At 70.2% G+C, this 24,510-nt stretch carries 20 protein-coding genes; 11 read left to right on the top strand and 9 right to left on the bottom strand.

Annotated features, from left to right (window positions below):
• The first annotated feature begins 20 nt into the window (after positions 1-20).
• From uvrB to aroQ, 6 genes are all read left to right on the top strand, one after another.
• Entirely contained in the window at positions 21-2,168 is a 2,148-nt protein-coding gene (gene uvrB, locus ABZO29_RS33730; protein WP_367323965.1) for an excinuclease ABC subunit UvrB, read from the top strand.
• Positions 2,169-2,321: 153 nt separating this feature from the next.
• Positions 2,322-2,900, top strand: coding sequence for a TerD family protein (locus tag ABZO29_RS33735; RefSeq protein WP_367323966.1), 579 nt, complete (start codon positions 2,322-2,324; stop codon positions 2,898-2,900).
• A gap of 53 nt (positions 2,901-2,953) precedes the next feature.
• Positions 2,954-4,933 (top strand): TerD family protein, encoded by a 1,980-nt coding sequence (locus ABZO29_RS33740; RefSeq protein ID WP_367323967.1) that lies wholly within the window; start codon positions 2,954-2,956, stop codon positions 4,931-4,933.
• 225 nt (positions 4,934-5,158) lie between these two features.
• Positions 5,159-6,157: a TerC/Alx family metal homeostasis membrane protein gene (locus ABZO29_RS33745; RefSeq protein ID WP_367323968.1), complete on the top strand. Its 999-nt coding sequence runs from the start codon at positions 5,159-5,161 to the stop codon at positions 6,155-6,157.
• Positions 6,158-6,288: 131 nt separating this feature from the next.
• The gene (locus ABZO29_RS33750; protein WP_367323969.1) at positions 6,289-6,591 is read left to right on the top strand and encodes a hypothetical protein; all 303 of its coding nucleotides are present in this window, start codon (positions 6,289-6,291) and stop codon (positions 6,589-6,591) included.
• Between the two features lie 106 nt (positions 6,592-6,697).
• Positions 6,698-7,171, top strand: a complete 474-nt coding sequence (gene aroQ, locus ABZO29_RS33755; protein ID WP_367323970.1) for a type II 3-dehydroquinate dehydratase — start codon at positions 6,698-6,700, stop codon at positions 7,169-7,171.
• Between the two features lie 11 nt (positions 7,172-7,182).
• Here the strand turns inward: aroQ and ABZO29_RS33760 are convergent, their stop codons facing one another.
• The 5 genes from ABZO29_RS33760 to ABZO29_RS33780 form a co-directional block, all read right to left on the bottom strand.
• Positions 7,183-7,935 carry an amino acid ABC transporter ATP-binding protein gene (locus tag ABZO29_RS33760; protein ID WP_367323971.1) on the bottom strand — a complete coding sequence of 251 codons (753 nt, stop codon included), beginning with the start codon at positions 7,933-7,935 and terminating at the stop codon, positions 7,183-7,185.
• The gene (locus tag ABZO29_RS33765) at positions 7,932-8,849 is read right to left on the bottom strand and encodes an amino acid ABC transporter permease (protein ID WP_367323972.1); all 918 of its coding nucleotides are present in this window, start codon (positions 8,847-8,849) and stop codon (positions 7,932-7,934) included. Before ABZO29_RS33765 ends, ABZO29_RS33760 begins: the two co-directional genes overlap by 4 nt.
• Positions 8,846-9,739 (bottom strand): ABC transporter substrate-binding protein, encoded by an 894-nt coding sequence (locus ABZO29_RS33770; RefSeq protein ID WP_367323973.1) that lies wholly within the window; start codon positions 9,737-9,739, stop codon positions 8,846-8,848. Before ABZO29_RS33770 ends, ABZO29_RS33765 begins: the two co-directional genes overlap by 4 nt.
• A 304-nt stretch (positions 9,740-10,043) precedes the next feature.
• Entirely contained in the window at positions 10,044-10,700 is a 657-nt protein-coding gene (locus ABZO29_RS33775) for an MBL fold metallo-hydrolase (RefSeq protein WP_367323974.1), read from the bottom strand.
• 44 nt (positions 10,701-10,744) lie between these two features.
• Positions 10,745-11,431, bottom strand: a complete 687-nt coding sequence (locus ABZO29_RS33780; RefSeq protein ID WP_367323975.1) for a maleylpyruvate isomerase family mycothiol-dependent enzyme — start codon at positions 11,429-11,431, stop codon at positions 10,745-10,747.
• Between the two features lie 225 nt (positions 11,432-11,656).
• Here ABZO29_RS33780 and uvrA point away from each other — a divergent pair, with 225 nt between their 5' ends.
• Positions 11,657-14,656, top strand: a complete 3,000-nt coding sequence (gene uvrA, locus ABZO29_RS33785) for an excinuclease ABC subunit UvrA (RefSeq protein WP_367323976.1) — start codon at positions 11,657-11,659, stop codon at positions 14,654-14,656.
• A gap of 116 nt (positions 14,657-14,772) precedes the next feature.
• Here uvrA and ABZO29_RS33790 read toward each other — a convergent pair whose 3' ends face one another.
• The 4 genes from ABZO29_RS33790 to ABZO29_RS33805 all read right to left on the bottom strand — a co-directional run bounded on the left by ABZO29_RS33790 (position 14,773) and on the right by ABZO29_RS33805 (position 18,428).
• Positions 14,773-15,684, bottom strand: a complete 912-nt coding sequence (locus ABZO29_RS33790) for a carbohydrate kinase (RefSeq protein ID WP_367323977.1) — start codon at positions 15,682-15,684, stop codon at positions 14,773-14,775.
• A complete protein-coding gene (locus ABZO29_RS33795) occupies positions 15,681-16,754 on the bottom strand; it encodes a LacI family DNA-binding transcriptional regulator (RefSeq protein WP_367323978.1) in 1,074 nt (357 codons plus the stop codon). Before ABZO29_RS33795 ends, ABZO29_RS33790 begins: the two co-directional genes overlap by 4 nt.
• A gap of 152 nt (positions 16,755-16,906) precedes the next feature.
• Positions 16,907-17,854, bottom strand: a complete 948-nt coding sequence (locus tag ABZO29_RS33800; protein ID WP_367323979.1) for a hypothetical protein — start codon at positions 17,852-17,854, stop codon at positions 16,907-16,909.
• Positions 17,855-18,269: 415 nt separating this feature from the next.
• Positions 18,270-18,428 (bottom strand): hypothetical protein, encoded by a 159-nt coding sequence (locus ABZO29_RS33805; RefSeq protein ID WP_367323980.1) that lies wholly within the window; start codon positions 18,426-18,428, stop codon positions 18,270-18,272.
• A gap of 768 nt (positions 18,429-19,196) precedes the next feature.
• On the opposite strand from ABZO29_RS33805, the gene uvrC reads away from it, so the two are divergent.
• From uvrC to whiA, 4 genes are read left to right on the top strand one after another with little or no spacing between them, the layout of a single operon-like run.
• Entirely contained in the window at positions 19,197-21,254 is a 2,058-nt protein-coding gene (uvrC, locus tag ABZO29_RS33810) for an excinuclease ABC subunit UvrC (RefSeq protein WP_367323981.1), read from the top strand.
• Entirely contained in the window at positions 21,251-22,279 is a 1,029-nt protein-coding gene (gene rapZ, locus ABZO29_RS33815) for an RNase adapter RapZ (RefSeq protein ID WP_367323982.1), read from the top strand. Before uvrC ends, rapZ begins: the two co-directional genes overlap by 4 nt.
• Entirely contained in the window at positions 22,276-23,343 is a 1,068-nt protein-coding gene (yvcK, locus tag ABZO29_RS33820; protein ID WP_367323983.1) for a uridine diphosphate-N-acetylglucosamine-binding protein YvcK, read from the top strand. Before rapZ ends, yvcK begins: the two co-directional genes overlap by 4 nt.
• Positions 23,334-24,323 carry a DNA-binding protein WhiA gene (gene whiA / locus ABZO29_RS33825; RefSeq protein ID WP_367323984.1) on the top strand — a complete coding sequence of 330 codons (990 nt, stop codon included), beginning with the start codon at positions 23,334-23,336 and terminating at the stop codon, positions 24,321-24,323. Before yvcK ends, whiA begins: the two co-directional genes overlap by 10 nt.
• Positions 24,324-24,510 lie beyond the last annotated feature (187 nt).

Raw genomic sequence — 24,510 nt, forward strand, 5'->3', positions numbered from 1 at the left:
GGGGTCGTACGGTGGACTCCATGCGGCCCGTTTCCCAGATCGAACGCACGGTGGCGCCCTTCGAGGTCGTCAGCCCCTACCAGCCCAGCGGCGACCAGCCGACGGCGATCGCCGAGCTGGCGAAGCGCATCGAGGCCGGCGAGAAGGACGTCGTCCTCCTCGGCGCGACCGGCACCGGCAAGTCCGCCACCACGGCGTGGATGATCGAGAAGCTCCAGCGGCCCACGCTGGTGATGGCGCCGAACAAGACACTGGCCGCCCAGCTGGCGAACGAGTTCCGCGAACTCCTGCCGAACAACGCGGTCGAATACTTCGTCTCGTACTACGACTACTACCAGCCCGAGGCGTACGTCCCGCAGTCGGACACCTACATCGAGAAGGACTCCTCGATCAACGAGGAGGTCGAGCGTCTGCGCCACTCCGCGACCAACTCGCTGCTCACCCGCCGCGATGTCGTCGTCGTCGCCTCCGTCTCCTGCATCTACGGCCTCGGCACTCCGCAGGAGTACGTGGACCGGATGGTCCCCCTCAAGGTCGGCGAGGAGATCGACCGCGACGAGCTGCTGCGCCGCTTCGTGGACATCCAGTACACGCGCAACGACATGGCCTTCACCCGCGGCACCTTCCGGGTGCGCGGCGACACCATCGAGATCTTCCCGGTCTACGAGGAGCTGGCCGTCCGCATCGAGATGTTCGGCGACGAGATCGAGGCCCTCTCCACCCTGCACCCGATCACCGGCGAGATCATCAGCGACGACCAGGAGCTCTACGTCTTCCCGGCCTCCCACTACGTCGCGGGTCCCGAGCGCATGGAGCGGGCCATCAACGACATAGAGAAGGAGCTGGGGGAGCGCCTGGCCGAGCTGGAGAAGCAGGGCAAGCTCCTGGAGGCCCAGCGCCTGAGGATGCGCACGACGTACGACCTCGAGATGCTCCGCCAGATCGGCAGCTGCTCCGGCGTGGAGAACTACTCGATGCACTTCGACGGCCGTTCGCCCGGCTCCCCGCCCAACACCCTCCTCGACTACTTCCCGGACGACTTCATGCTCGTCATCGACGAGTCCCACAACACCGTCCCGCAGATCGGCGCCATGTACGAGGGCGACGCCTCCCGCAAGCGCACTCTCGTCGACCACGGCTTCCGGCTCCCGTCCGCCCTCGACAACCGCCCCCTGAAATGGGAGGAGTTCCAGGCGCGCATCGGGCAGACGGTGTATTTGTCGGCCACCCCCGGCAAGTACGAGCTGTCGCGTGCGGACGGCGTCGTCGAGCAGATCATCCGTCCGACCGGCCTCGTCGACCCGGAGGTCGTCGTCAAGCCCACCGAGGGTCAGATCGACGACCTGGTCCACGAGATCCGCACGCGCACCGAGAAGGACGAGCGCGTCCTGGTCACCACGCTCACCAAGAAGATGGCCGAGGACCTCACCGACTACTTCCTGGAACTGGGCATCCAGGTGCGCTATCTGCACAGCGACGTCGACACCCTGCGCCGCGTCGAGCTGCTGCGCGAGCTGCGCTCCGGCGAGTTCGACGTGCTGGTCGGCATCAACCTCCTCCGCGAGGGCCTCGACCTGCCCGAGGTGTCCCTGGTGGCGATCCTCGATGCCGACAAGGAGGGTTTCCTGCGCTCCGGCACATCCCTGATCCAGACCATCGGCCGCGCCGCGCGCAACGTCTCCGGCCAGGTCCACATGTACGCCGACAAGATCACTCCGGCGATGGAACGGGCCATCGAGGAGACCAACCGCCGCCGGGAGAAGCAGGTCGCCTACAACAAGGCGAACGGCATCGACCCGCAGCCGCTCCGCAAGAAGATCAACGACATCGTGGCGCAGATCGCCCGCGAGGAGGTCGACACGGAACAGCTGCTCGGCACGGGCTACCGCGCGAAGAAGGACGGCCGCGGCACCAAGGCCCCGGTGCCCTCTCTCGGTGACAAGGCGGCCAAGGGAGCGAAGACCGCCAAGTCCGCGAAGGGCAAGGCCAAGGAGACGGTTCCGACCGACCGGCCCGCGGCGGAACTCGCCGAGCAGATCGAGGAAATGACCGAGCGCATGCGTGCCGCTGCCGCCGACCTCCAGTTCGAGATCGCGGCCCGGCTGCGCGACGAGGTCTCCGAAATGAAGAAGGAACTGCGCCAGATGAAGGAGGCGGGCCTGGCGTAACCGGCCTGCGGTGCCCCGGCCGCGTACGCGCTGTGTTGCAAGACCGACACAAAGTGCGGACCTGGGTGCGGCAGTGTCAGTGCGCCTGCGTAATGTTCTGGTCAACCGCGGGCTCCGCGGTAACAGGGGACTGCTCGAGAGGGGAATCAGCGCGTGACCGTCAACATGACCAAGGGTCAGGCCATCAGTCTGCAGAAGAACGACGGGGGCAGCCTGACCGCGGTGCGCATGGGTCTCGGCTGGCAGGCGGCCCCACGGCGCGGCCTGTTCGGCTCGCGTACACGGGAGATCGACCTGGACGCCTCCGCCGTCCTGTTCGCCGACAAGCAGCCGGTCGACGTCGTCTTCTTCCGTCACCTGGTGAGTGACGACGGCTCCGTGCGCCACACCGGCGACAACCTCGTCGGCGGTGTCGGCCAGGGTGGCGACGACGAGGCGATCCTCGTCGACCTGGCCCGCATCCCGGTCCACATCGACCAGATCGTCTTCACCGTGAACTCCTTCACGGGCCAGACGTTCCAGGAGGTGCAGAACGCGTTCTGCCGCCTGGTCGACGAGACCAACGGCCAGGAGCTCGCCCGCTACACGCTCGCGGGCGGCGGCGCCTACACGGCCCAGATCATGGCGAAGGTGCACCGGACGGGCACGGGCTGGACGATGACAGCCCTCGGCACCCCGGCCAACGGCCGTACCTTCCAGGACCTGATGCCGTCGATCCTGCCGCACCTGTAGGAAGCGCCGCGAGCGGCACACGACACCACAACGACACAGGGGGACGAAAGGCGATGACGGCCGAGCTGGTGCGGGGGCAGAACCACCCGCTCTCCCAGGCCCGCCTCGAGATCCGGGTCTCGGCCGGCAAGCCGATCGTGGCCGGAGCCACGATCGGGGACGAGCACGGCAAGGTCCACGGCGTCGAATGGGTCGCCCATCCCGGTGCTCCCACCCTGCCGGGGCTCGAGGTCTCCCGGCAGGCGGCCGCCGACCACCGCCTCGCGGTGGACCTGGACGCCATGCCGGAGTCCGTGCACCGTGTCAGTGTGCTGCTCGCCCTGCCCTCCGGTGTCGGAGGTCCGGCGAGTTTCGGCGCCGTCGCGGCCCCCTTCGTCGCCGTCACCGGCCTCGACGGCACCGAGGTCGCCAGCTACACCATCACCGGTCTGGCGGCGGAGTCCGCGGTCGTCGCCCTGGAGCTCTACCGCCGGCAGGGCGCGTGGAAGGTGCGCGCCGTCGGCCAGGGCTACGCGGGCGGACTCGGCGAACTCCTCGCCGACCAGGGCCTGTCCGAGGCCCACCAGCTCGCAGGCACCATCAACGCGGCGGTGGCCCAGGGGCTGGCCCGCTCGGTACCGGCACCCCCGCCGCGCACGGCGGACGGCGACCGCTCCCGGCAGACGGCCGCCCCGGCACTCGGCCCCGACCAGGGCGGTTCCCCCTACGGCGCGCAGACCCACGGAGTGCCGGGTACCGCTGCGGGCTGTCCGGCGGACCCGACGCCGACGGCCGCTTCCTCCGCCGCCCAGCCGTCCGCGCCCACCGCCGGCGGCCCCGTCAACTACAGCCACCCGCGCCGTCAGAACGCGGCACCTCCGCCGCCCCCGCCGACCGCGCCCCCGGCCCCGCCCGGGCAGCCCGCGCGGCCCGTCGCGGGTGACGCGACCGGCTGGTCCATGGAGGAGCGGCTCTACAACCAGGTGTGGGGCATGTTCGAGGACCTGGCCCGTACCACTGCCGCGTACCGCAGTGCCGTCGACTTCGCCGACTCGCGCATGGAGAAGGAACTCGATCAGGTCCTGTCGGACCCGCGCAGCCGGATCGGCGGACAGGGCGACGCCGCCCGCGAGGCGGCCCGCGCCAAGCATTCCCAGCTCGTCGACCAGGCGCGGCAGGCTCTCGACCGGGACCTCGCCCAGCTCGGGGCCGAGGCCGAAGTCGTCGAGCCCGCCCTTCCGCCGGCGTACGCCCGCTGGGACAACCCCGTCTGGCACGGCTATCGCGTGCCCATGGAGATGCCCATGGCCCTGCGCCTCGGCGACCTCCATCTCTCCGAGGCCGCGCAGCTGCGCATACCGATGCTGGTCCGGCTGCCGCTGGAGCGCGGCCTGTGGATCGACAGCGGGCGCGCCGGATCGCTGGACGGCTCGTTCGCCGACTCCCACGACCTGCGCCGCCTGGCGATGGAGACGGCCGTGGCGCACGCGGCCCGGCTGCTGGCCGTCCACCCGGCGGGCGAGTTCACCGTGCACGTCATCGACCCGGCCGGCTCGGGAGCGCAGTCGCTCGTCCCGCTGGTGCAGACCGGCGTGCTCGCGGCGCCACCGGCGGTCGGCGCCGCCGGAGTGGCGGACGTACTGACCCGGCTCACCCAGCGGGTCGACCTGGTGCAGATGGCGGTGCGCGGCGGTGCGGCCGATTCCCTCCCGCCGGACCTGGACACGGCCCAGCAGCTGCTCGTCGTCAACGACTTCCCGCACGGCTTCGACGACCGTGCCGTGACCCAGCTTCGCTATCTCGCGGACGAGGGCCCGGCCGTGGGCGTCCACCTCATGATGGTCGCCGACCGCGAGGACGCCGCCGGTTACGGTCCGTTGCTGGACCCGCTGTGGCGTTCGCTGCTGAGGCTGACCCCGGTGCCCGACGACCACCTCGCGGATCCGTGGGTCGGGCACGCCTGGACGTACGAACCTTCGCTCGTGCCGCCCGGCAGCCAGGTGCTCCAGCACGTGCTGGAGCAGGTCGCCGCCGCTCGTACCAAGTACACGTAAAGGCGCCTGACCAGGGGATTTGGTCTTTCTTTTGCCAATCGCTTTACCTTTCCTTGGTGATTGGGGTACTGTTTTCCGCACGGAGGGGAGTACTCCCTGTGCTGCGGCGTACCCGTCAATACGGATCCGGCAGGATCCCGGGGCGTCGGCCCATCCCCGGGTGGAAGAGACCTCCGGCAGCGCGACGACGCTGATTACCTGCCGTTACGTATTGCCGGAGGCGCAATGGATGTTTCCGTGACCCTGTGGGTCCTGACCATCGTGGGCCTTGCAGCCCTGATCGCGGTCGACTTCTTCATCGGCCGCAAGCCGCACGACGTGTCGATCAAGGAAGCGGGGATCTGGACGGTCGTCTGGATCGCCCTGGCCGGGCTCTTCGGCCTCGGCCTGCTCGTCTTCGGCGGGGGGCAACCCGCCGGCGAGTTCTTCGCGGGCTTCATCACCGAGAAGTCGCTGAGCGTCGACAACCTCTTCGTCTTCGTCCTGATCATGGCGAAGTTCGCCGTGCCCTCGCAGTACCAGCAGCGCGTGCTGCTCGTCGGCGTGCTCATAGCCCTCGTCCTGCGAGCCGTCTTCATCGCCGCGGGCGCCGCGATCATCGCCAGCTTCTCCTGGGTGTTCTACCTCTTCGGAGCCTTCCTGATCTGGACCGCCTGGAAGCTCATCCAGGAGGCCCGGGCCGATGAGGAGGACGAGGAGTACGAGGAGAACAAGCTGCTCAAGGCCGCCGAGCGCCGCTTCGGTGTGGCCGACCGCTACCACGGCACCAAGCTGTGGATCCAGCAGAACGGCAAGCGGGTCATGACGCCGATGCTGGTCGTGATGCTCGCGATCGGTACGACCGACGTGCTGTTCGCGCTCGACTCGATCCCAGCGATCTTCGGTCTGACCCAGGACCCGTACATCGTCTTCACGGCCAACGCCTTCGCGCTGATGGGCCTGAGGCAGCTGTACTTCCTCATCGGCGGCCTGCTGAGGAAGCTCGTCCACCTGAGCTACGGCCTGTCGATCATTCTGGGCTTCATCGGCGTCAAGCTGGTGCTGCACGCCCTGCACGAGTCCGGGGTGCACGTTCCCGAGATCAGCATCCCGGTGTCTCTCGGCGTCATCTGCTCGGTCCTGATCGTCACCACGATCACCAGCCTGCGGGCGTCCCGGAAGCAGTCGGTCGAGGCGGCGCGGGGCGAGAGCGAAGGCGCTCCGAAGGACAGCGTCGAAGCCTGACCGCCCTGGACGTAGGAACAACCATCACCGGGAGCGGTGCGTGGCGCATTGCCGACCCTCGCCCCCGGTGCTTGCTTGTTTCCAGAGTGCGTTCCCCGGCCCGGGGAACGCCGTGGCCGGTGGAGGCGTCCATGAAGTTCGTCCAGATCATCGACTTCGAAACCGAGCGACTGGAGGAGATGGAGCAGCTGCTCGAGGAGGCACGGCAGCGCAACGCCGGCAGGACGGGCGGCCCGACGCACCGCATGCTTCTGAAGGACCGCGACAACCCCCGCCGCTATCTGGCGCTGATCGAATTCGAGTCGTACGACGAGGCCATGCGCAACAGCGCCGACCCCGAGACGACCAAGCTGGCGGAGCAGTTGGGCGCCCTGAGCATCGGTGACGGCGGCTACACCAACTGCGACCTGTTGCGGTCGGAGGAGATCAAGTAGCTCCGGGTGACGACCGGCGTGCGGGGCCCCTTGGCGCACCGTGATAAACCGAGTCTGAGCAGTGGTCCCCCGGGGACCGCCCCGCACCGACCGGACCGGAGGAACCGTGCCCCGCACCCTGGCCAACGCCCCGATCATGATTCTCAACGGCCCCAACCTGAACCTGCTCGGGCAGCGCCAGCCGGAGATCTACGGTTCCGACACGCTCGCCGACGTCGAGGCGATGTGCGCCAAGGCGGCGGCCGCGCACGGCGGCACGGTGGACTTCCGTCAGTCCAACCACGAGGGCGAGCTGGTCGACTGGATCCACGAGGCGCGGCTCAACCACTGCGGGATCGTCATCAACCCGGGGGCCTACTCGCACACGTCCGTCGCGATTCTGGACGCGCTCAACACCTGTGACGGCATGCCGGTGTTGGAGGTCCATATCTCCAACATCCACAAGCGCGAGTCGTTCCGGCACCACTCGTACGTCTCGCTGCGCGCGGACGGCGTCATCGCGGGCTGCGGGGTGCAGGGCTATGTGTTCGGTGTGGAGCGGGTCGCCGCACTCGTGGGCGCGGCCCAGGCCGACGCGTAGCCCGGGCGGGCCTACAGGCGTCCAGCCTCCACGATCCGCCGCAGGAAGCGCTGTGTGCGCTCCTGCTGCGGATCCCCGAAGATCTGCTCGGCGGTGCCGTGCTCCAGCACCACGCCTCCGTCCAGAAAGCAGACCTGGTCGGCGACGTCCCGGGCGAAGCCCATCTCGTGTGTGGCCAGCACCATGGTCATGCCTTCGTCCTTGAGGTCGCGGACGACGGTCAGCACTTCGCCCACGAGCTCCGGGTCGAGGGCGGCGGTGATCTCGTCGAGCAGCAGCAGCCGGGGACGTACGGCCAGAGCGCGCACGATCGCGACCCGCTGCTGCTGGCCGCCGCTCAGCCGGTCCGGATACTCGCCGGCCTTGGCGGCAAGGCCGAGCCGCTCCAGCAGTTCCCCGGCGTGCTCCTCGGCCTCCGGTCGCGAGACGCCGTGCACGCGGCGCGGGGCGAGCGTGATGTTCTCCAGGACCGTCATGTGCGGGAAGAGGTTGTACGCCTGGAAGACCACGCCGATACGGCGCCGTACCGCGTCCGGGTCGACCCGTGGGTCGGTGATCTCCTCGCCGTCCAGCCAGATCGCGCCGTCGTCGATCTCCTCGAGCAGGTTGGCGCACCGCAGCAGTGTCGACTTCCCGGAGCCGGAGGCGCCGATCAGCGCGGTCACCGTGTGCGGGGCGACCTCCAGGTCGACGTCCCGCAGCACGACCGAGCCGCCGAATGTCTTGCGGACGGACTCCATGCGCAGCACGGGCGCGTCGCTCATAGGGAACCTCCCTGGGCGCGCTGACGGTCCATACGGGCCGTCACCCAGTCGGTGAAGCGGGTCATCGGAATGGTCAGCGCCACGAAGACCAGACCCGCGACGATGTACGGCGTGTAGTTGAGGCTGCGGCCCACGATGATGTCGGCGGCCCGTACGGCGTCGACCGCACCGCCGATCGACACGAGACCGGTGTCCTTCTGGAGCGACACCAGGTCGTTGAGCAGGGGCGGCACTTGGCGCCGTACGGCCTGGGGCAGCACGACGTACCGCAGCGCCTGCCGGTTGCTGAGGCCCAGAGAACGGGCCGCGGCGCGCTGCGAGGGATGCACGGACTCGATGCCGGCGCGGAACACCTCGGCGACGTAGGCCGAATACGTCAGCGTCAGCGCCGTACCGCCCAGCAGGACCGGATCGACCGTGACGCCCTGCAGCCGGAGCGCCGGAACGCCCAGGACCACGATCATCAGGTTGATGATCAGCGGCAGCCCGCGGAAGAAGTCGGTGTACGCGGCGGCCAGCGCCCGCAGCGGGAAGAACACCGGGCCGCGCAGTGTCCGGGCGATCGCGATCAGCATGCCGAGGACCAGCACCGCGACACCGCAGATCAGCAGCAGCCGGACGTTCAGCCACAGCCCTTCGAGGACCTTGGGCAGCGCCTCGCGCGCGTACTGCCCGTTGAAGAAAGTCTCCTTGGTGCGCGGCCAGCCGGGCGCGTTGACGACGACCAGGAAGAGCACGACGCCGGTGACGAGGGTCGAGAGCGCGGCGATCGCCGTGGCGCGGCGGGCGCGGGCGCGCTTGTGGCGCTCGCGGTCCAGCCGGCGCCGCGACGGGACGTAGCCGTCGTCCCCGCCGGGCATGTCACCCTTGTCGTCCGCGCCGCCCTGGCCGGACTCCTGCTTCGTCACCGTCACTTCAGCACCGGGGCGTCGACGGCGTCCGAGAGCCACTGCTTCTCGAGCTTCGCCAGGGTGCCGTCCTTGCGCAGGGCGTCCACGGCGCCCGTCACGCAGGAGGTGAGCGCGCTGCCCTTGTCGAGCACGAGCCCGAACTGCTCGGGCGTACCGCCCTGGTTCTCGAACTGGCCGACGATCTCGGCGTCCGTCACTTCGGCGGCGGTGATGTAGAAGGCGGTCGGCAGGTCGACGACGATGGCGTCGACCTGGCCGTTCTTCAGCGCGGACTTGGCCTGGTCGTTCTTGGCGTAGGCGGCTACCGCCTGATTCGGCTTCACCACGTCGTTGATGTAGTTCAGGCTGGTGGTGCCGACCTGGGCGCCCAGCTTGACGTCCTTGAGGTCCGCGACGCTCGTCGCCTTCGCGGCCTTGGAGCCCTTCAGCGCGATGACGGCCTGGCGCACGTCGTAGTAGCCGGACGAGAAGTCCACGGCCTTCTTGCGCTCGGCGCTGATCGACACCTGGTTGATGTCGAAGTCGAAGGTCTTCTCGCCGGGCGCGAAAGCCTTGTTGAAGGGCACGCTCTGCCAGACGACGCCGCTCTTGTCGTAGCCCAGCTGCTGCGCCACGGCGTACGCGACAGCCGACTCGAAGCCCTCGCCGTTGGCCGGCTTGTCGTCCTTGAACCAAGGCTCGTACGCGGGCTCGTCGGTGGCGATCGTCAGCTTCCCGGAGGTCTTGGTCGCCAACTTGCCCTTGGCGCAGGTCGTCGCGGTCGACCCCGTCGCTCCGGAGGGCTTGGCGGCCGTGTCGCCCTCGGGCTGCGGAGCACAGCCGACGGCGGTGGCGAGGAGGGCAACGGTGGCGGTGGCGACGGCGCGACGCAGAACGTGAGGGGCAAGGTGCATGGCGGGAGAGTGACAGTGAAAGCCGTGTTTGTCGAGGTCACATCATCATTGGTCCGCATAGTGGGAACGGGTGTTGCAATCTCGTGAACAGGCCCGGCGGACTGCCTCTGGCCTGGGCCGCCGGCCGAGGGCGGGGATTCGAAGGACCGGCGGCCCATACCCCTCAGGAGCCGTCATCCTGTGCGGGGCTCCTACCAGTTGACTGCGCAACGACGTACGCGGGGAGCGCGCGCGGAGAGCCGGCGTGTGCACGCGATTCACACGGGGCGCGCGTCGACGGCGCGCGCCCCGCTCGGTCGGGGTTTCACCACCCCCGCGCGTGCCACTCCGGCAGTTGAGGCCGCTCCGCGCCCAGCGTGGTGTCGTTCCCGTGGCCCGGGTACACCCAGGTCTCGTCCGGGAGGACATCGAAGATCTTCGTCTCGACGTCATGGATCAGACTGGCGAACGCCTCCGGATCCTTGCGGGTGTTGCCCACGCCGCCCGGGAACAGGCAGTCCCCGGTGAACACATGGGGATGCCCGTGCGGGTCGTCGTAGACGAGGACGATCGAGCCCGGCGTGTGCCCGACCAGATGGCGCGCGGTGAGTTCCACGCGCCCCACCCGGATGGTGTCGCCGTCGTCCACCAGGACGTCGGTCGGCACCGGGATGCCGTCGGCGTCCTCGCGGCCCGCGTACGTCCGCGCGCCCGTGGCCGCCACGACCTCCGCGAGTGCCTGCCAGTGGTCGCCGTGCTGGTGGGTGGTGACGACGGACGCGATGCCGTCGTCACCGATCATGCCGAGCAGTGTGCCCGCCTCGTTCGCCGCGTCGATCAGCAGCTGTTCGTCCGTGGCCCGGCAGCGCAGCAGATAGGCGTTGTTGTTCATCGGGCCGACCGCGATCTTGGTGATCATCAGGTCCTTCAGCTCGTGCACGTCCGCCGGGCCGCCGACCGTCACCTCTCCGCTGTACGTCATGGCGGCCAGCCTATAGCGGGGAGGCGTCCCAGGAGCGTCCGCGCCTACAGCGGGGGAAGCGCCGGCAGTCGCCCGCCCGTCACGCTGAGTCCGGAGCCGTCGCGGCGGCCGGCGAGCCATCCGAGCAGGTCGGCCCCGCTTCCGGTGATGCCGACCTCCGGCTCGGTCCCCTCCCGGCCCGTGCGCCACGCGCGCGTGCCGTCCGTGAGACGTGTGGGCGGCACGTCGGGGTGCCCGGTGAACCGGTCGGCGAGGAAGTCGATCTCCCGCTCCGTGAACTCCGCCGGCAGATCCTCCAGCTCGTACCCGATCCCGAGATCGACGTGGTGCAGCTCCACCTCCACCCACCGCCGGAACGGCACGCGCGACGCGGAGTCGGTGACCCCGTTGCGCAGCTCCACCGTGCGCGACCAGTCCGCGGGGGCGGCTCCCGCCTCCTGGAAGCGGGCCGCGCTCTCCCGCACGTCGGCGAGCTGGACGTCGAGGGGGCGTGGGGCGTCCCGCTCGATGTCGGAGTCCCGGGCGTCGGCGGAGGCGTACATGGGCCGCCCCTCGAGGACGTTCACGAGGGCGTCCGCGTTGCGGGCGAGATGGGCGAGGATGTGGCCGCGGGTCCAGCCCGGGAGCCGTGACGGCTCGGCCACGGAGGCGTTGTCCAGTTTGGCGGCTGCGGTCAGCACCCGTTCCGTCGCGTCACGTACAGACGCCAGGTCATGAGCGTGATCAATCATGGTACTGACCCTAGCCCCACCACACCTTTGGGTGAAGGTGGTGAAGCGGCGCCCAAAATCGAATGTGCGTGCTATAGGGTCGGGTGTGGCGTCGGGCATGCTGGATGGCCCGGGATTGTTTACGCATCCGGGAATCCGACCGGCGTTGTCAGTGGCTCCCCCTAGTCTGAGAAAGCACGGGGGCCCCGCCCCTGTCACTTCTTCTCAAGAAAGGTGCGGACCGGCGTGGCCGACCGTCTCATCGTCCGTGGCGCGCGCGAGCACAACCTGAAGAACGTCTCGCTCGACCTGCCGCGCGACTCGCTCATCGTCTTCACGGGCCTGTCGGGGTCGGGCAAGTCCTCGCTGGCCTTCGACACCATCTTCGCCGAGGGGCAGCGCCGTTACGTGGAGTCGCTGTCGTCTTACGCGCGGCAGTTCCTCGGCCAGATGGACAAGCCGGACGTCGACTTCATCGAAGGCCTCTCCCCGGCGGTCTCCATCGACCAGAAGTCGACCTCGCGCAACCCGCGCTCGACGGTCGGCACCATCACCGAGGTCTACGACTACCTGCGTCTGCTCTTCGCGCGCATCGGAAAGCCGCACTGTCCCGAGTGCGGCCGCCCGATCTCGCGCCAGTCACCGCAGGCCATCGTCGACAGGGTCCTGGAGCTCCCGGAGGGGAGCCGCTTCCAGGTGCTGTCGCCGCTGGTGCGCGAGCGCAAGGGCGAGTTCGTCGACCTCTTCGCGGATCTCCAGACCAAGGGCTACTCCCGCGCGCGGGTGGACGGCGAGACCATCCAGCTGTCCAACCCGCCGACGCTGAAGAAGCAGGAGAAGCACACCATCGAGGTGGTCGTCGACCGCCTCACGGTGAAGGACTCCGCCAAGCGCCGCCTCACCGATTCCGTGGAGACCGCCCTCGGACTGTCCGGCGGCATGGTCGTGCTCGACTTCGTCGACCTCTCCGAGGACGACCCCGAGCGCGAGCGCATGTACTCGGAGCACCTGTACTGCCCGTACGACGACCTGTCCTTCGAGGAACTCGAGCCCCGCTCCTTCTCCTTCAACTCGCCCTTCGGCGCCTGCCCCGAGTGCACCGGCATCGGCACGCGTATGGAGGTCGACCCCGAGCTGATCGTCCCGGACGAGGACAAGTCCCTCGACGAGGGCGCCATCCATCCCTGGTCGCACGGCCACACCAAGGACTACTTCGGCCGCCTCATCGGCGCTCTCGCGGACGCGCTGGGATTCCGGACGGACATCCCCTTCGCGGGTCTCCCGCAGCGCGCCAAGAAGGCTCTCCTCCACGGCCACAAGACGCAGATCGAGGTCCGCTACCGCAACCGGTACGGACGCGAGCGTGTGTACACGACGCCCTTCGAGGGCGCCGTCCCCTTCGTCAAGCGCCGGCACAGCGAGGCCGAGAGCGACGCCAGCCGCGAGCGCTTCGAGGGCTATATGCGCGAGGTGCCCTGCCCCACCTGTGAGGGCACGCGCCTCAAGCCGATCGTCCTCGCGGTCACGATCATGGACAAGTCGATCGCCGAGGTCTCCGCGATGTCCATCAGCGACTGCGCGGACTTCCTGGGCGAACTGAAACTCAACGCCCGTGACAAGAAGATCGCCGAGCGCGTGCTGAAGGAGGTCAACGAGCGGCTGCGGTTCCTGGTCGACGTCGGCCTGGACTACCTCTCCCTGAACCGCGCGGCCGGCACCCTCTCCGGCGGCGAGGCCCAGCGCATCCGCCTGGCCACCCAGATCGGCTCCGGACTCGTCGGCGTCCTGTACGTCCTCGACGAGCCGTCCATCGGCCTGCACCAGCGAGACAACCACCGGCTCATCGAGACCCTGGTCCGGCTGCGCGACATGGGCAACACGCTCATCGTCGTCGAGCACGACGAGGACACCATCAAGACCGCCGACTGGATCGTCGACATCGGTCCCGGCGCCGGTGAGCACGGCGGCAAGGTCGTGCACAGCGGCTCCCTGAAGGAGCTGCTCGCCAACGCCGAGTCGCAGACCGGCCAGTACCTGGCGGGCAGGAAGTCCATCCCGCTGCCGGACATCCGGCGCCCCCGCGACCCGTCCCGGCAGCTCACGGTGCACGGCGCCCGCGAGAACAACCTCCAGGACATCGACGTGTCCTTCCCGCTGAGCCTGTTCACCGCGGTCACGGGCGTCTCCGGCTCCGGCAAGTCGACGCTGGTCAACGACATCCTGTACACCCACCTGGCCCGCGAGCTGAACGGCGCGCGCAGCGTGCCGGGGCGGCACACGCGCGTGGACGGTGACGACCTCGTCGACAAGGTCGTCCACGTCGACCAGTCGCCCATCGGCCGCACTCCCCGGTCGAACCCGGCGACGTACACCGGCGTCTTCGACCACATCCGCAAGCTGTTCGCGGAGACGACCGAGGCGAAGGTCCGCGGCTACATGCCCGGCCGCTTCTCCTTCAACGTCAAGGGCGGCCGCTGCGAGAACTGCGCGGGCGACGGCACCATCAAGATCGAGATGAACTTCCTCCCGGACGTGTACGTCCCGTGCGAGGTCTGCCACGGCGCCCGCTACAACCGGGAGACCCTGGAGGTCCATTACAAGGGCAGGTCCATCTCCGAGGTCCTGAACATGCCGATCGAGGAGGCCATGGACTTCTTCGAGGCCGTCCCGGCGATCAACCGCCACCTCAGGACGCTGAACGACGTCGGTCTCGGCTATGTCCGGCTCGGCCAGTCCGCGACCACCCTGTCCGGCGGTGAGGCCCAGCGGGTGAAGCTCGCCAGCGAGCTGCAGAAGCGCTCCACCGGCCGTACGGTCTACGTCCTGGACGAGCCGACCACGGGACTGCACTTCGAGGACATCAGCAAGCTGCTGAAGGTTCTGTCCGGCCTGGTCGACAAGGGCAACACGGTCATTGTCATCGAGCACAACCTCGACGTGATCAAGACCGCCGACTGGGTCGTCGACATGGGCCCCGAGGGCGGCGCCGGCGGCGGTCTGGTCATCGCCGAGGGCACGCCGGAGCAGGTCGCCGGAGTCCCCGCCAGCCACACGGGCAAGTTCCTGCGGGAGATCCTCGGCGCCGACCGGATCAGCGACGCGGAACCGGTGAAGGCCCCGCGCAGGACCGCCGCGAAGAAGACGGTCGCGGCCAGGACGACCAACAACACGGTCACGAAGAAGGCGGCCGCGGTCACGAAGAAGGCCGCCCCGGCGAAGAAGACGACGCGGGCGCGGAAGGCCTGAGCCGAGCGGGCGGTACGCCCCGACACATGCCGAACACACGGCGCCCCGCGGGAAGCCCTGCGGGGCGCCGTCCGCTGCCCGGTCCGGGCAGGTGGGTGCTTATAGGCGAAAGCGCCCTACATCTCGCCGAGTTCAGAGGCGTACGGCGGCTCCGCTCCCGCCCGTGAGCAGGTGATCGCCGCCGCGCGTGCCGCGAAGCCCAGCAGCCTGCCCCATCCATCGGCGCCCAGGCCGGCGAGTGCCTCCGGGGACAGGGCGTTGCGTACGGACAGGCCGTGCAGCAGAGCCGCGTTGACGGTGTCCCCGGCACCGATGGTGTCCACCACGTCGACCTTCTCGCCCGGCACGGAATACTCCGCGCCGTCCCGGGTGAACGCGGTCAGCCCGTCGCCGCCGTGGGTGACGACGACGGCCGAGGGACCGGCGGCCAGCCACTCACGCGGGGTGCCGCCCAGCCACTGTGCGTCCTCCTCGGAGAGCTTGAGCAGCGACACGGACGGCAGCCAGCGCTCGAACCGGGCCCGGTAGGCGTCAGCGTCGGGGATCAGACCGGCCCGGATGTTCGGGTCGAGCGCGGTGAACAGGCCCTGCGCGGCCGCGGTCCGCATCAGCTCCTCGTACGCGCTCGCGCCCGGCTCCAGCACGAGCGAACAGGTCCCGAAGGACACCGCGCGGGCCCCGGCGGGGAGTCGGTCGGGGACCGTGAACAGCCGGTCGGCGGTGCCCTCGACGTAGAAGGAGTAGGCGGCGGAGCCGTTTCCGTCGATCGTGGCCACCGCCAGAGTGGTCGGCTCGACTCCCCGCTGCACGGCCGACACCTCCACGCCCGTCTGCCGCAGCCCGTCGAGCAGGGCCTCGCCGAACGCGTCGTACGACGTGCGGGAGCAGAAGGCCGTTGGAGAGCCGAGGCGGCCGAGAGCCACGGCCGTGTTGTAAGGGCCGCCGCCGAGCGCCGGCTTGAGGCCCGCGAGGGCGCCCGGGCCCTGCGGTACCAGATCTATGAGGGCCTCACCGGCGACGACGATCACGAGGCGGTTCCTTTCTCGGACTGCTTGAACTGCTCGGGCCGCTCCGGCCGCTCCGGCTCGGGACAGCCGCACGAACTCCGGTGCACGAAGGCACACGCGAGCCGCACCGTGCGGGCGGGGCGGCCCGGGGAGGCGAGTCGCTCCAGGAGCACGCGGACCGCCTGGGCGCCGATGTCCTTGCTGGGCTGGGCGATCGCTGTGAGCCGGGGCGAGAACAGGTCCGCCCAGGGGAAGTCGTCGAAGCAGCACAGCGCGATGTCGGCGGGCACGGACAGGCCACGGCCGTTCAGGGCGCGCAGCGCACCGATGGTCATGGTGTTGTTGCCGGTGATCAGCGCGGTGGGCGGTGCGGCCAGGGACAGCAGCGTGGCGGTGGCCCGTTCCGCGCCCGCCGTCGTGGAGTCGCCGTGCACCAGGAGGCGTTCGTCGTAGGGGAGTCCGGCGGCCGCGAGGCCGTGGCGGTAGCCGGCGATGCGCTCGGTGGTGGTACTGAGTCCGGGCAGACCTGCGACCAGGGCGATCCTGCGATGGCCGAGCCCGGCGAGATGGGTGACCAGCTCGGCCACCGGTTCGGTGTTCTCGGCGCAGACCTGGTCGAAGCGGGATGTGCCGGCCGCCGTGTCGTCGATCAGGCGGTCGAGGAACACGGTCGGCACATCGTGACGGGTCAGGTAGGCGACGAGCTCGCGCGGAGCCGCGGACGGCGCGACGATCATGCCGTCGACGCGGCGTTCGTGGAGCAGCTGGACGATCTTGCGTTCGTGCTCCGGGTCGTCGTGCGGATCGGCGATGAGCAGGCTGTAGCCGTGCTCCAGGGCTCCGGCCTCGACTCCCTGGAGGATCTCGGTGAAGTACGGGTTGCTGATCGCCGACACGGCGAGCCCGATGGAGCGGGTCCGCGAGGTCACCAGGGAGCGGGCGAGCGTGTTGGGCGTGTAGCCGAGCTCGTCGATGGCGTCCAGGACGGCCTGGCGGGTGTGGGGGAGTACCGGGCGGGTGTCGTTCAGCACATGCGAGACGGTGGCCACGGACACACCGGCGCACCGTGCCACATCGGCCATGGTCGGCATCGCGACTCCCTTCCGCGGACCGCGGCGGGCGGCCCTCCGAGCGGGAAGGTATCGCATCCGGCGGCCCGCGTAAACGCTTGCGCAAGCGTTTACGCGCTTACCGTGCGTAAACGCTTACGTGCCGACCGCCTGATCTCGGGCCGGGAGCGCCGTCACTCCCAGTCCCACCCGATCCCCACCATCCCGGACCGCACCCGCGGCTCGACGAGGTGAACGGCGTGGTGCCGGGGACTGAGGGCGAGTTCCTGGCGGCCGCTGCGCGGGGCCGCCGCCGAGTGCTGGGTGAAGCGGTGGCAGCGCGCGGGCAGCGCGTTCTCGTCGAACCGCACCTGCAGGGCGTACTGGCCGCCCGCGAGGCCGAAGCCACGGACGTACTCGCGGGACACACCGGCCGTGCCGTCCTCGACGCCATAACCGAACAGAAAGGTGTCCCCGGCGCGCAGCCGGGTGTCGAAGAGCAGCTCGGCGACGAGCACTCCGGTGTCGTGGTGCCGGCGGACGCGGCCCGTGCGGCAGTTCTCCAGGGCGTGGACCGTCATGCGCTCCGGCGCGCACCCCGGGTCGCCGTGGTGGACGGCCACGAAGCGGTCGACGCCGTCCCGGTGGGCGCGCACGATGTGGTGCGAGTCGCGGCACAGCAGCTCGCGGTGCGCCCCGATGCGTATCCGCTCGTGGTGCCCAAGGGTGTGCAGTCCGCCGTCGAGCGGTGCCTCCAGCTCGGCGAGCAGCCCCTCAAGTACGCCCGAGGCCGCCACGAAGGAGCGATAGGAACGTGCCGCGGGCCGCCCGCCGGCCGTACGCTCGTCGCTCTCGGCGAGCAGGCGGATCAGTGACTCGTCGGGCAGCTGGAGGATCTCCTCCAGCGCTCGCACCGCGCGCAGCGACTCGGGGCGCTGCGGTCGACGGGCGCCCTGCTGCCAGTAACTCAGGCTCGTGACGCCCACCTTCACGCCGTAGCGCGACAGATGGTGCTGAACACGCTGCAACGGAAGTCCGCGGGCGGCGATCGCGGCGCGCAGCGCGACGTGGAAGGGGCCGCCTCGCAGGGCCGTGTCCAGTTCCGCGGCGGTGACGTCCGCGTGCTGTGTGGCGTGCGGCATGCAGGGGCCTTTCTGTGATGACTCGCAACGGCTGGTCAGACCGTTCACGTGGTGGTCGGGGCCTGCCCGTCGGCGCAGGGGATTTCTTCACATCCATATGCTGTGATTCACGGCCCCGAGTTCCCCCGCATTGAAGCGTGTTGACCAGGTCCCGACAACACCTGATGTCCAACCGGGGCGTCCTCCTGGCCGAGTCGGGTGCCATGTGCGCCTCGTCGTCCCTCACAGGGTCCGGGCTGGTCGGCACGTCGACCGCGGCGAGGCGATCGGCGGCAGGCTGGAGATCGGCAGCCCGCCGGGGATGGGCACGATCCTGACCGTACGGTTGCCCGTGAGCCGGCCGCCGGCGGACCTGGTCGGTGTCGGACGCAGAGGCAACCGTCCGGTTCCTGGGGCGGCGGCAACCGCGTCGCGCCTAGGGCCGATGATCACCGTGCTGCGCCGGTCGCAGGGCCTTGGCCCGCACGATGTCGGGGTCGCGAGGGTCCAGGACGTCGCTCAACGCGCGCGTGTCGTCCTCGTCGGGCCGCACGCGGACCGGCCGTCGGCGTTTCTCGATCCGCGTCCGTCGCATCCCGCAGCCCTTCGATCCGCGACCTGCCGCTCTCCGGAGTGCTGCCGGAGCGGCCGGTCGGTCTGCATCTGGTTCTGCACTGCTGACAGCATCGCCCGCGAATGTCCCCGTGTCGTCACGGGCAGCCCCCGATCCCGCTTCCGGGCGGCCGCGCCGCCGCGGTCGGGCAGGCAGTCGGACGCACCGCACCGCATCGCGCCGGCCGGGCAACGGGAGCCGGGACCGTGGAGGCACCGCGGCAGCCCGTGCGGGGGCGGCGACGTCCTGCTCAGGGAGGGGCCGGCGAGCCTGGGCGAGCGAGTCGGACACGAGGCGGTGGGGCAAGCGGGTGACGCGGCGCGGCCTGTGAAGCCGGTGGCCGCGACCTCGCGATCGTCGGCATACGGATGCCGCCGGACCACTCCACGAGGGCCTGAAGACGGCCCGCACGATCCGTGAGCGCCGCCCCGGCACCGGCATGCCCGGCGCCGCGCCGACCCCCTCTGCCACCTCGGCACCCGCCAACGCGAGGTCCTCGCCCTCATGGCCGAAGGCCGCTCCGAAGCCGGTACCGGCCGCCGTCTGTGGGTCACCGGGGGCACCGTCGAAAAGCCCGTCCGCAGCAGCCGGGGCGAACTCACCGCCGGGTGCCGGCGGTGCTGACGTTTCTGGAGACGCGGTAGGGCTTGAAACGGCGTGACCACCCGCGCGGACACCAACACCGAAGGGCCCTGCGTCGTTGTCCACAGCCCCGCCGCGCTGTCACCACCCGCCAGTAGGGTGTGAGACATGGCAGACCCCTCCAGCTACCGCCCCAAGCCGGGAGAGATTCCGGACTCTCCTGGGGTGTACAGGTTCCGTGACGAGCACCGTCGGGTGATCTACGTCGGGAAGGCCAAGAGCCTGCGCCAGCGCCTGGCGAACTACTTCCAGGATCTGGCGGGCCTGCACCCGCGCACCCGGACGATGGTGACCACCGCCGCGTCCGTCGAGTGGACCGTGGTGTCCACGGAGGTCGAGGCGCTGCAGCTGGAGTACTCCTGGATCAAGGAGTTCGACCCCCGGTTCAACGTCAAGTACCGCGACGACAAGAGCTACCCGTACCTCGCGGTGACGATGAACGAGGAGTTCCCGCGCGTGCAGGTGATGCGCGGTCACAAGAAGAAGGGCGTCAGGTATTTCGGGCCGTACGCGCACGCGTGGGCGATCCGGGACACCGTCGACCTCCTGCTGCGCGTGTTCCCCGTGCGCACCTGTTCGGCCGGCGTCTTCAAGAACGCCGCCCGCACCGGCCGCCCCTGCCTGCTCGGCTACATCGGCAAGTGCTCCGCGCCCTGCGTCGGCCGCGTCCCGGCCGAGGAGCACCGTGAACTCGCCGAGGAGTTCTGCGACTTCATGACCGGTCGCACGCTCACGTATCTCCGCCGCCTCGAGAAGCAGATGATGGAGGCGGCCGACGAGATGGAGTACGAGCGGGCCGCCCGCCTGCGCGACGACATCGAGGCCCTGAAGAAGGCCATGGAGAAGAACGCGGTCGTGCTCACCGACGCGACCGACGCCGACCTCGTCGCCGTCGCCGAGGACGAACTCGAGGCGGCCGTGCAGATCTTCCACGTACGGGGCGGACGCGTGCGCGGCCAGCGCGGCTGGGTGACCGACAAGGTCGAGGAGATCACCACCGGCGCCCTCGTCGAGCACGCCCTGCAGCAGCTCTACGGTGAGGAGACCGGCGACGCCGTCCCCAAGGAGGTCCTTGTTCCTGCCCTGCCCGAGCCGGTCGAGCCCGTCCAGGAGTGGCTCACCGGGCGGCGCGGCTCCGGCGTCTCGCTGCGCATACCTCAGCGCGGCGACAAGCGCGCCCTCATGGAGACCGTGGAGCGCAACGCCCAGCAGGCGCTCGTCTTGCACAAGACCAAGCGCGCCTCGGACCTGACCACGCGCTCGCGCGCGCTGGAGGAGATCGCCGACGCCCTCGACCTGGACAGCGCCCCGCTCAGGATCGAGTGCTACGACATCTCGCACCTCCAGGGTGACGACGTCGTGGCCTCCATGGTCGTCTTCGAGGACGGGCTGCAGCGCAAGAGCGAGTACCGCCGCTTCCAGATCAGAGGCTTCGAAGGCCAGGACGACGTCCGCTCCATGCACGAGGTGATCAGCCGCCGCTTCCGGCGCTACCTCGTCGAGAAGGAGAAGACCGGCGAGTGGTCCGACGGCGAGCCCGGCCTCACGGACGGACTCAAGGACGAGGAAGGCCGCCCCAAGAAGTTCGCCTACCCGCCCCAGCTCGTCGTCGTCGACGGAGGCCGGCCGCAGGTCGCCGCCGCGCAGAAGGCCCTCGACGAGCTCGGCATCGACGACATCGCCGTCTGCGGCCTCGCCAAGCGCCTGGAGGAGGTGTGGCTGCCGGGCGAGGACGACCCCGTGGTCCTGCCCCGCACCAGCGAGGGGCTCTACCTGCTCCAGCGCGTCCGCGACGAGGCCCACCGCTTCGCCATCACCTACCAGCGCACCAAGCGCGCCAAGCGCTTCCGCGCCGGCCCCCTGGACGAGGTACCGGGGCTGGGCGAGACCCGCAAACAGGCGCTGATCAAGCACTTCGGCTCGGTGAAGAAACTGCGGGCCGCGACGATCGACCAGATCTGCGAGGTTCCGGGCATCGGCCGCAAGACGGCCGAGACCATCGCCGCGGCCTTCGCCCGGGCGGCTCCGGCCGCCCCCGCCGTGAACACGGCGACTGGAGAGATCATTGAAGACGGGGAGGACGGGGCGCCCGGGACGACGGCGGGTTCCCCGGCGGAGCCCGTGCCCGCGGGCGCCCCGGAAGAACGACGGGGGCAGGAGACATGAACGAGCACGACGCACAGCCCACAGCCGAGCCGGATCGGACGCCCACCGAGGCGGCCGAGCAGGCGCACGGCGAAACCGGCGAGGATCGCGCCCAGAACGACGCACGCCATGACAACGGAGCACAGGTGAGTACGGACAACACACCGCCCGGGATCCCCGAGGCGGCCATCCCCGAGCTGGTGATCATCTCCGGCATGTCCGGGGCCGGCCGTTCGACGGCCGCCAAGTGTCTGGAGGACCTCGGCTGGTTCGTCGTCGACAACCTCCCGCCCGCCCTGATCCCCACCATGGTGGAGCTCGGCGCCCGCTCCCAGGGCAACGTGGCGCGGATCGCGGTCGTCGTCGACGTACGCGGCCGCCGCTTCTTCGACAACCTCCGGGAGTCCCTCGCCGACCTGGAGTCGAAACACGTCACCCGGCGGATCGTCTTCCTGGAGTCCTCCGACGAGGCCCTGGTGCGCCGCTTCGAGTCCGTGCGCCGCCCGCACCCCCTGCAGGGCGACGGCCGCATCGTCGACGGCATCGCCGCCGAGCGCGAACTGCTGCGCGAACTGCGCGGCGACGCCGACCTGGTGATCGACACCTCCAGCCTCAACGTGCACGAGCTGCGCGCCAAGATGGACGCCCAGTTCGCCGGCGACGAGGAGCCCGAACTGCGGGCCACCGTCATGTCCTTCGGCTTCAAGTACGGCCTCCCGGTCGACGCCGACCTGGTCGTGGACATGCGCTTCCTGCCCAACCCGCACTGGGTCCCGGAGCTGCGCCCGTTCACCGGCCTCAACGACGAGGTGGCGGCGTACGTCTTCAACCAGCCCGGCGCCAAGGAGTTCCTCGACCGCTACGCCGAGCTCCTCAGGCTGGTTTCCGCGGGCTACCGTCGTGAGGGCAAGCGCTATGTGACCATCGCGGTCGGCTGTACGGGCGGAAAGCACCGTTCGGTCGCGATGTCGGAGAAGCTCGCCGCGCGACTCGCGGCCGAGGGCGTGGAGACGGTGGTCGTACACCGGGACATGGGACGGGAATGACGGAACGCACTCCGCGGCTGAGCCGACTGCGCAGGGTGGTGCCCGAGGGACGCGCGAGCCGGCCCACCGAGGCCCGGGGCGGCCGACCGCGCCGCCGCGGCACCCAGCCCAAGGTCGTCGCCCTCGGCGGCGGCATGGGCCTGTCCGCCTCGCTTGCCGCACTGCGCCGGATCACCGGCGACCTCACCGCCGTCGTCACCGTGGCCGACGACGGCGGCTCCAGCGGGCGTCTGCGCGACGAACTGGGCGTGCTGCCTCCCGGTGACCTGCGCAAGGCGCTGGCCGCGCTGTGCGGCGACGACGACTGGGGCCAGACCTGGGCCCGGGTCATCCAGCACCGCTTCCAGTCCAAGGGCGACCTGCACGAGCACGCGGTCGGCAACCTGCTGATCGTCGCCCTGTGGGAGCAGCTCGGAGACCACGTCCAGGCCCTCGACCTGGTCGGCAGACTCCTCGGCGCGCAGGGGCGTGTGCTGCCCATGTCCGCGGTCCCGCTGGAGCTCCAGGCTCTGGTCAAGGGTCACGACCCGGACCGTCCCGAGGAGGTCGGGACCGTTCGTGGCCAGGCGAACGTCGCGCTCACGCCCGGCGAGGTGCAGTCCGTGCACCTCGTTCCGCACGACCCGCCCGCCGTCCCCGAGGCCGTCGCCGCGGTCCTCGACGCGGACTGGGTGGTGCTGGGCCCCGGCTCCTGGTTCTCCTCGGTCATCCCGCATCTGCTGGTGCCTCAGCTCCTGGACGCGCTCACGGAGACGAAGGCCCGCCGGGTGCTCTCCCTGAACCTCGCCCCGCAACCCGGCGAAACCGAAGGCTTCTCCCCGCAGCGTCATTTGGAGGTTTTGGGGCGACACGCCCCTAAACTCGCCCTGGACGTGGTGCTGGCCGACGTGGCCGCCGTGCCCGACCGCGACCTGCTGACCGCCGCCGCCAAGCGGTTCGGGGCCGCGGTCGAGCTGGCGCCGGTGGCCCGGCCCGACGGAACTCCGAGGCACGACCCGGAGCAGCTGGCCGCCGCGTACGACCGTATTTTTCGGATGCATGGAAGGATCGGCCCATGGCGATGACGGCAGCGGTGAAGGACGAGATCTCCCGGCTCCCCGTCACCCGGACCTGCTGCAGGAAGGCGGAGGTCTCCGCCATTCTGCGGTTCGCCGGCGGCCTCCATCTGGTCAGCGGGCGCATCGTGATCGAGGCGGAGCTGGACACGGCGATGGCGGCCCGCCGGCTCAAGCGGGACATTCTGGAGATCTTCGGCCACAGCTCCGAGCTGATCGTGATGGCGCCCGGCGGACTGCGCCGGGGTTCGCGCTACGTCGTGCGCGTGGTCGCCGGCGGCGACCAGCTGGCACGGCAGACCGGCCTCGTGGACGGCCGGGGCCGCCCGATCCGCGGCCTGCCCCCGCAGGTGGTCTCGGGGGCCACCTGCGACGCGGAGGCTGCCTGGCGCGGGGCCTTCCTGGCGCACGGTTCGCTGACCGAGCCCGGCCGTTCCTCCTCCCTGGAGGTGACCTGCCCGGGCCCGGAGGCCGCGCTGGCGCTCGTCGGTGCCGCCCGCCGTCTGTCGATCGCGGCGAAGGCGCGGGAGGTGCGCGGGGTCGACCGGGTCGTCGTCCGCGACGGCGACGCGATCGGCGCGCTGCTCACCCGCCTCGGCGCCCATGAGTCGGTGCTGGCCTGGGAGGAGCGCCGGATGCGCCGCGAGGTGCGCGCCACGGCGAACCGCCTCGCCAACTTCGACGACGCCAACCTGCGCCGATCCGCGCGCGCGGCCGTCGCCGCGGGCGCCCGTGTCCAGCGCGCGCTGGAGATCCTCGGTGACGAGGTCCCCGAGCACCTCGCGGCCGCAGGCAGGCTGCGTATGGACCACAAGCAGGCATCCCTGGAGGAGTTGGGCGCGCTCGCCGACCCGCCGCTGACCAAGGACGCCGTCGCCGGCCGTATCCGCCGGCTGCTGGCGATGGCCGACAAGCGCGCCTCCGACCTGGGCATCCCGGGCACGGAGGCCAACCTCAGCGAGGAGCTGGCCGACAACCTCGCGGGGTGATCCGAGAGCACCGGGGCCTGTTCCGACGCGCCGGTGCCGACGTCCGATCGGGTGTCGGCACCGGCGTGTTGCTTGTCCTGAGACGTCTTGACTCGCTTGGCACAGGCGCCGTCGCTTGCCCTGTCCGCCACTTCACGGGGTGATCCGGGAGCACCAGCGCCTCTCCTGACACGCCGGTGCCGACGTC

The sequence above is a fragment of the Streptomyces sp. HUAS ZL42 genome (assembly GCF_040782645.1).
In the GTDB taxonomy this organism is placed as follows: domain Bacteria; phylum Actinomycetota; class Actinomycetes; order Streptomycetales; family Streptomycetaceae; genus Streptomyces.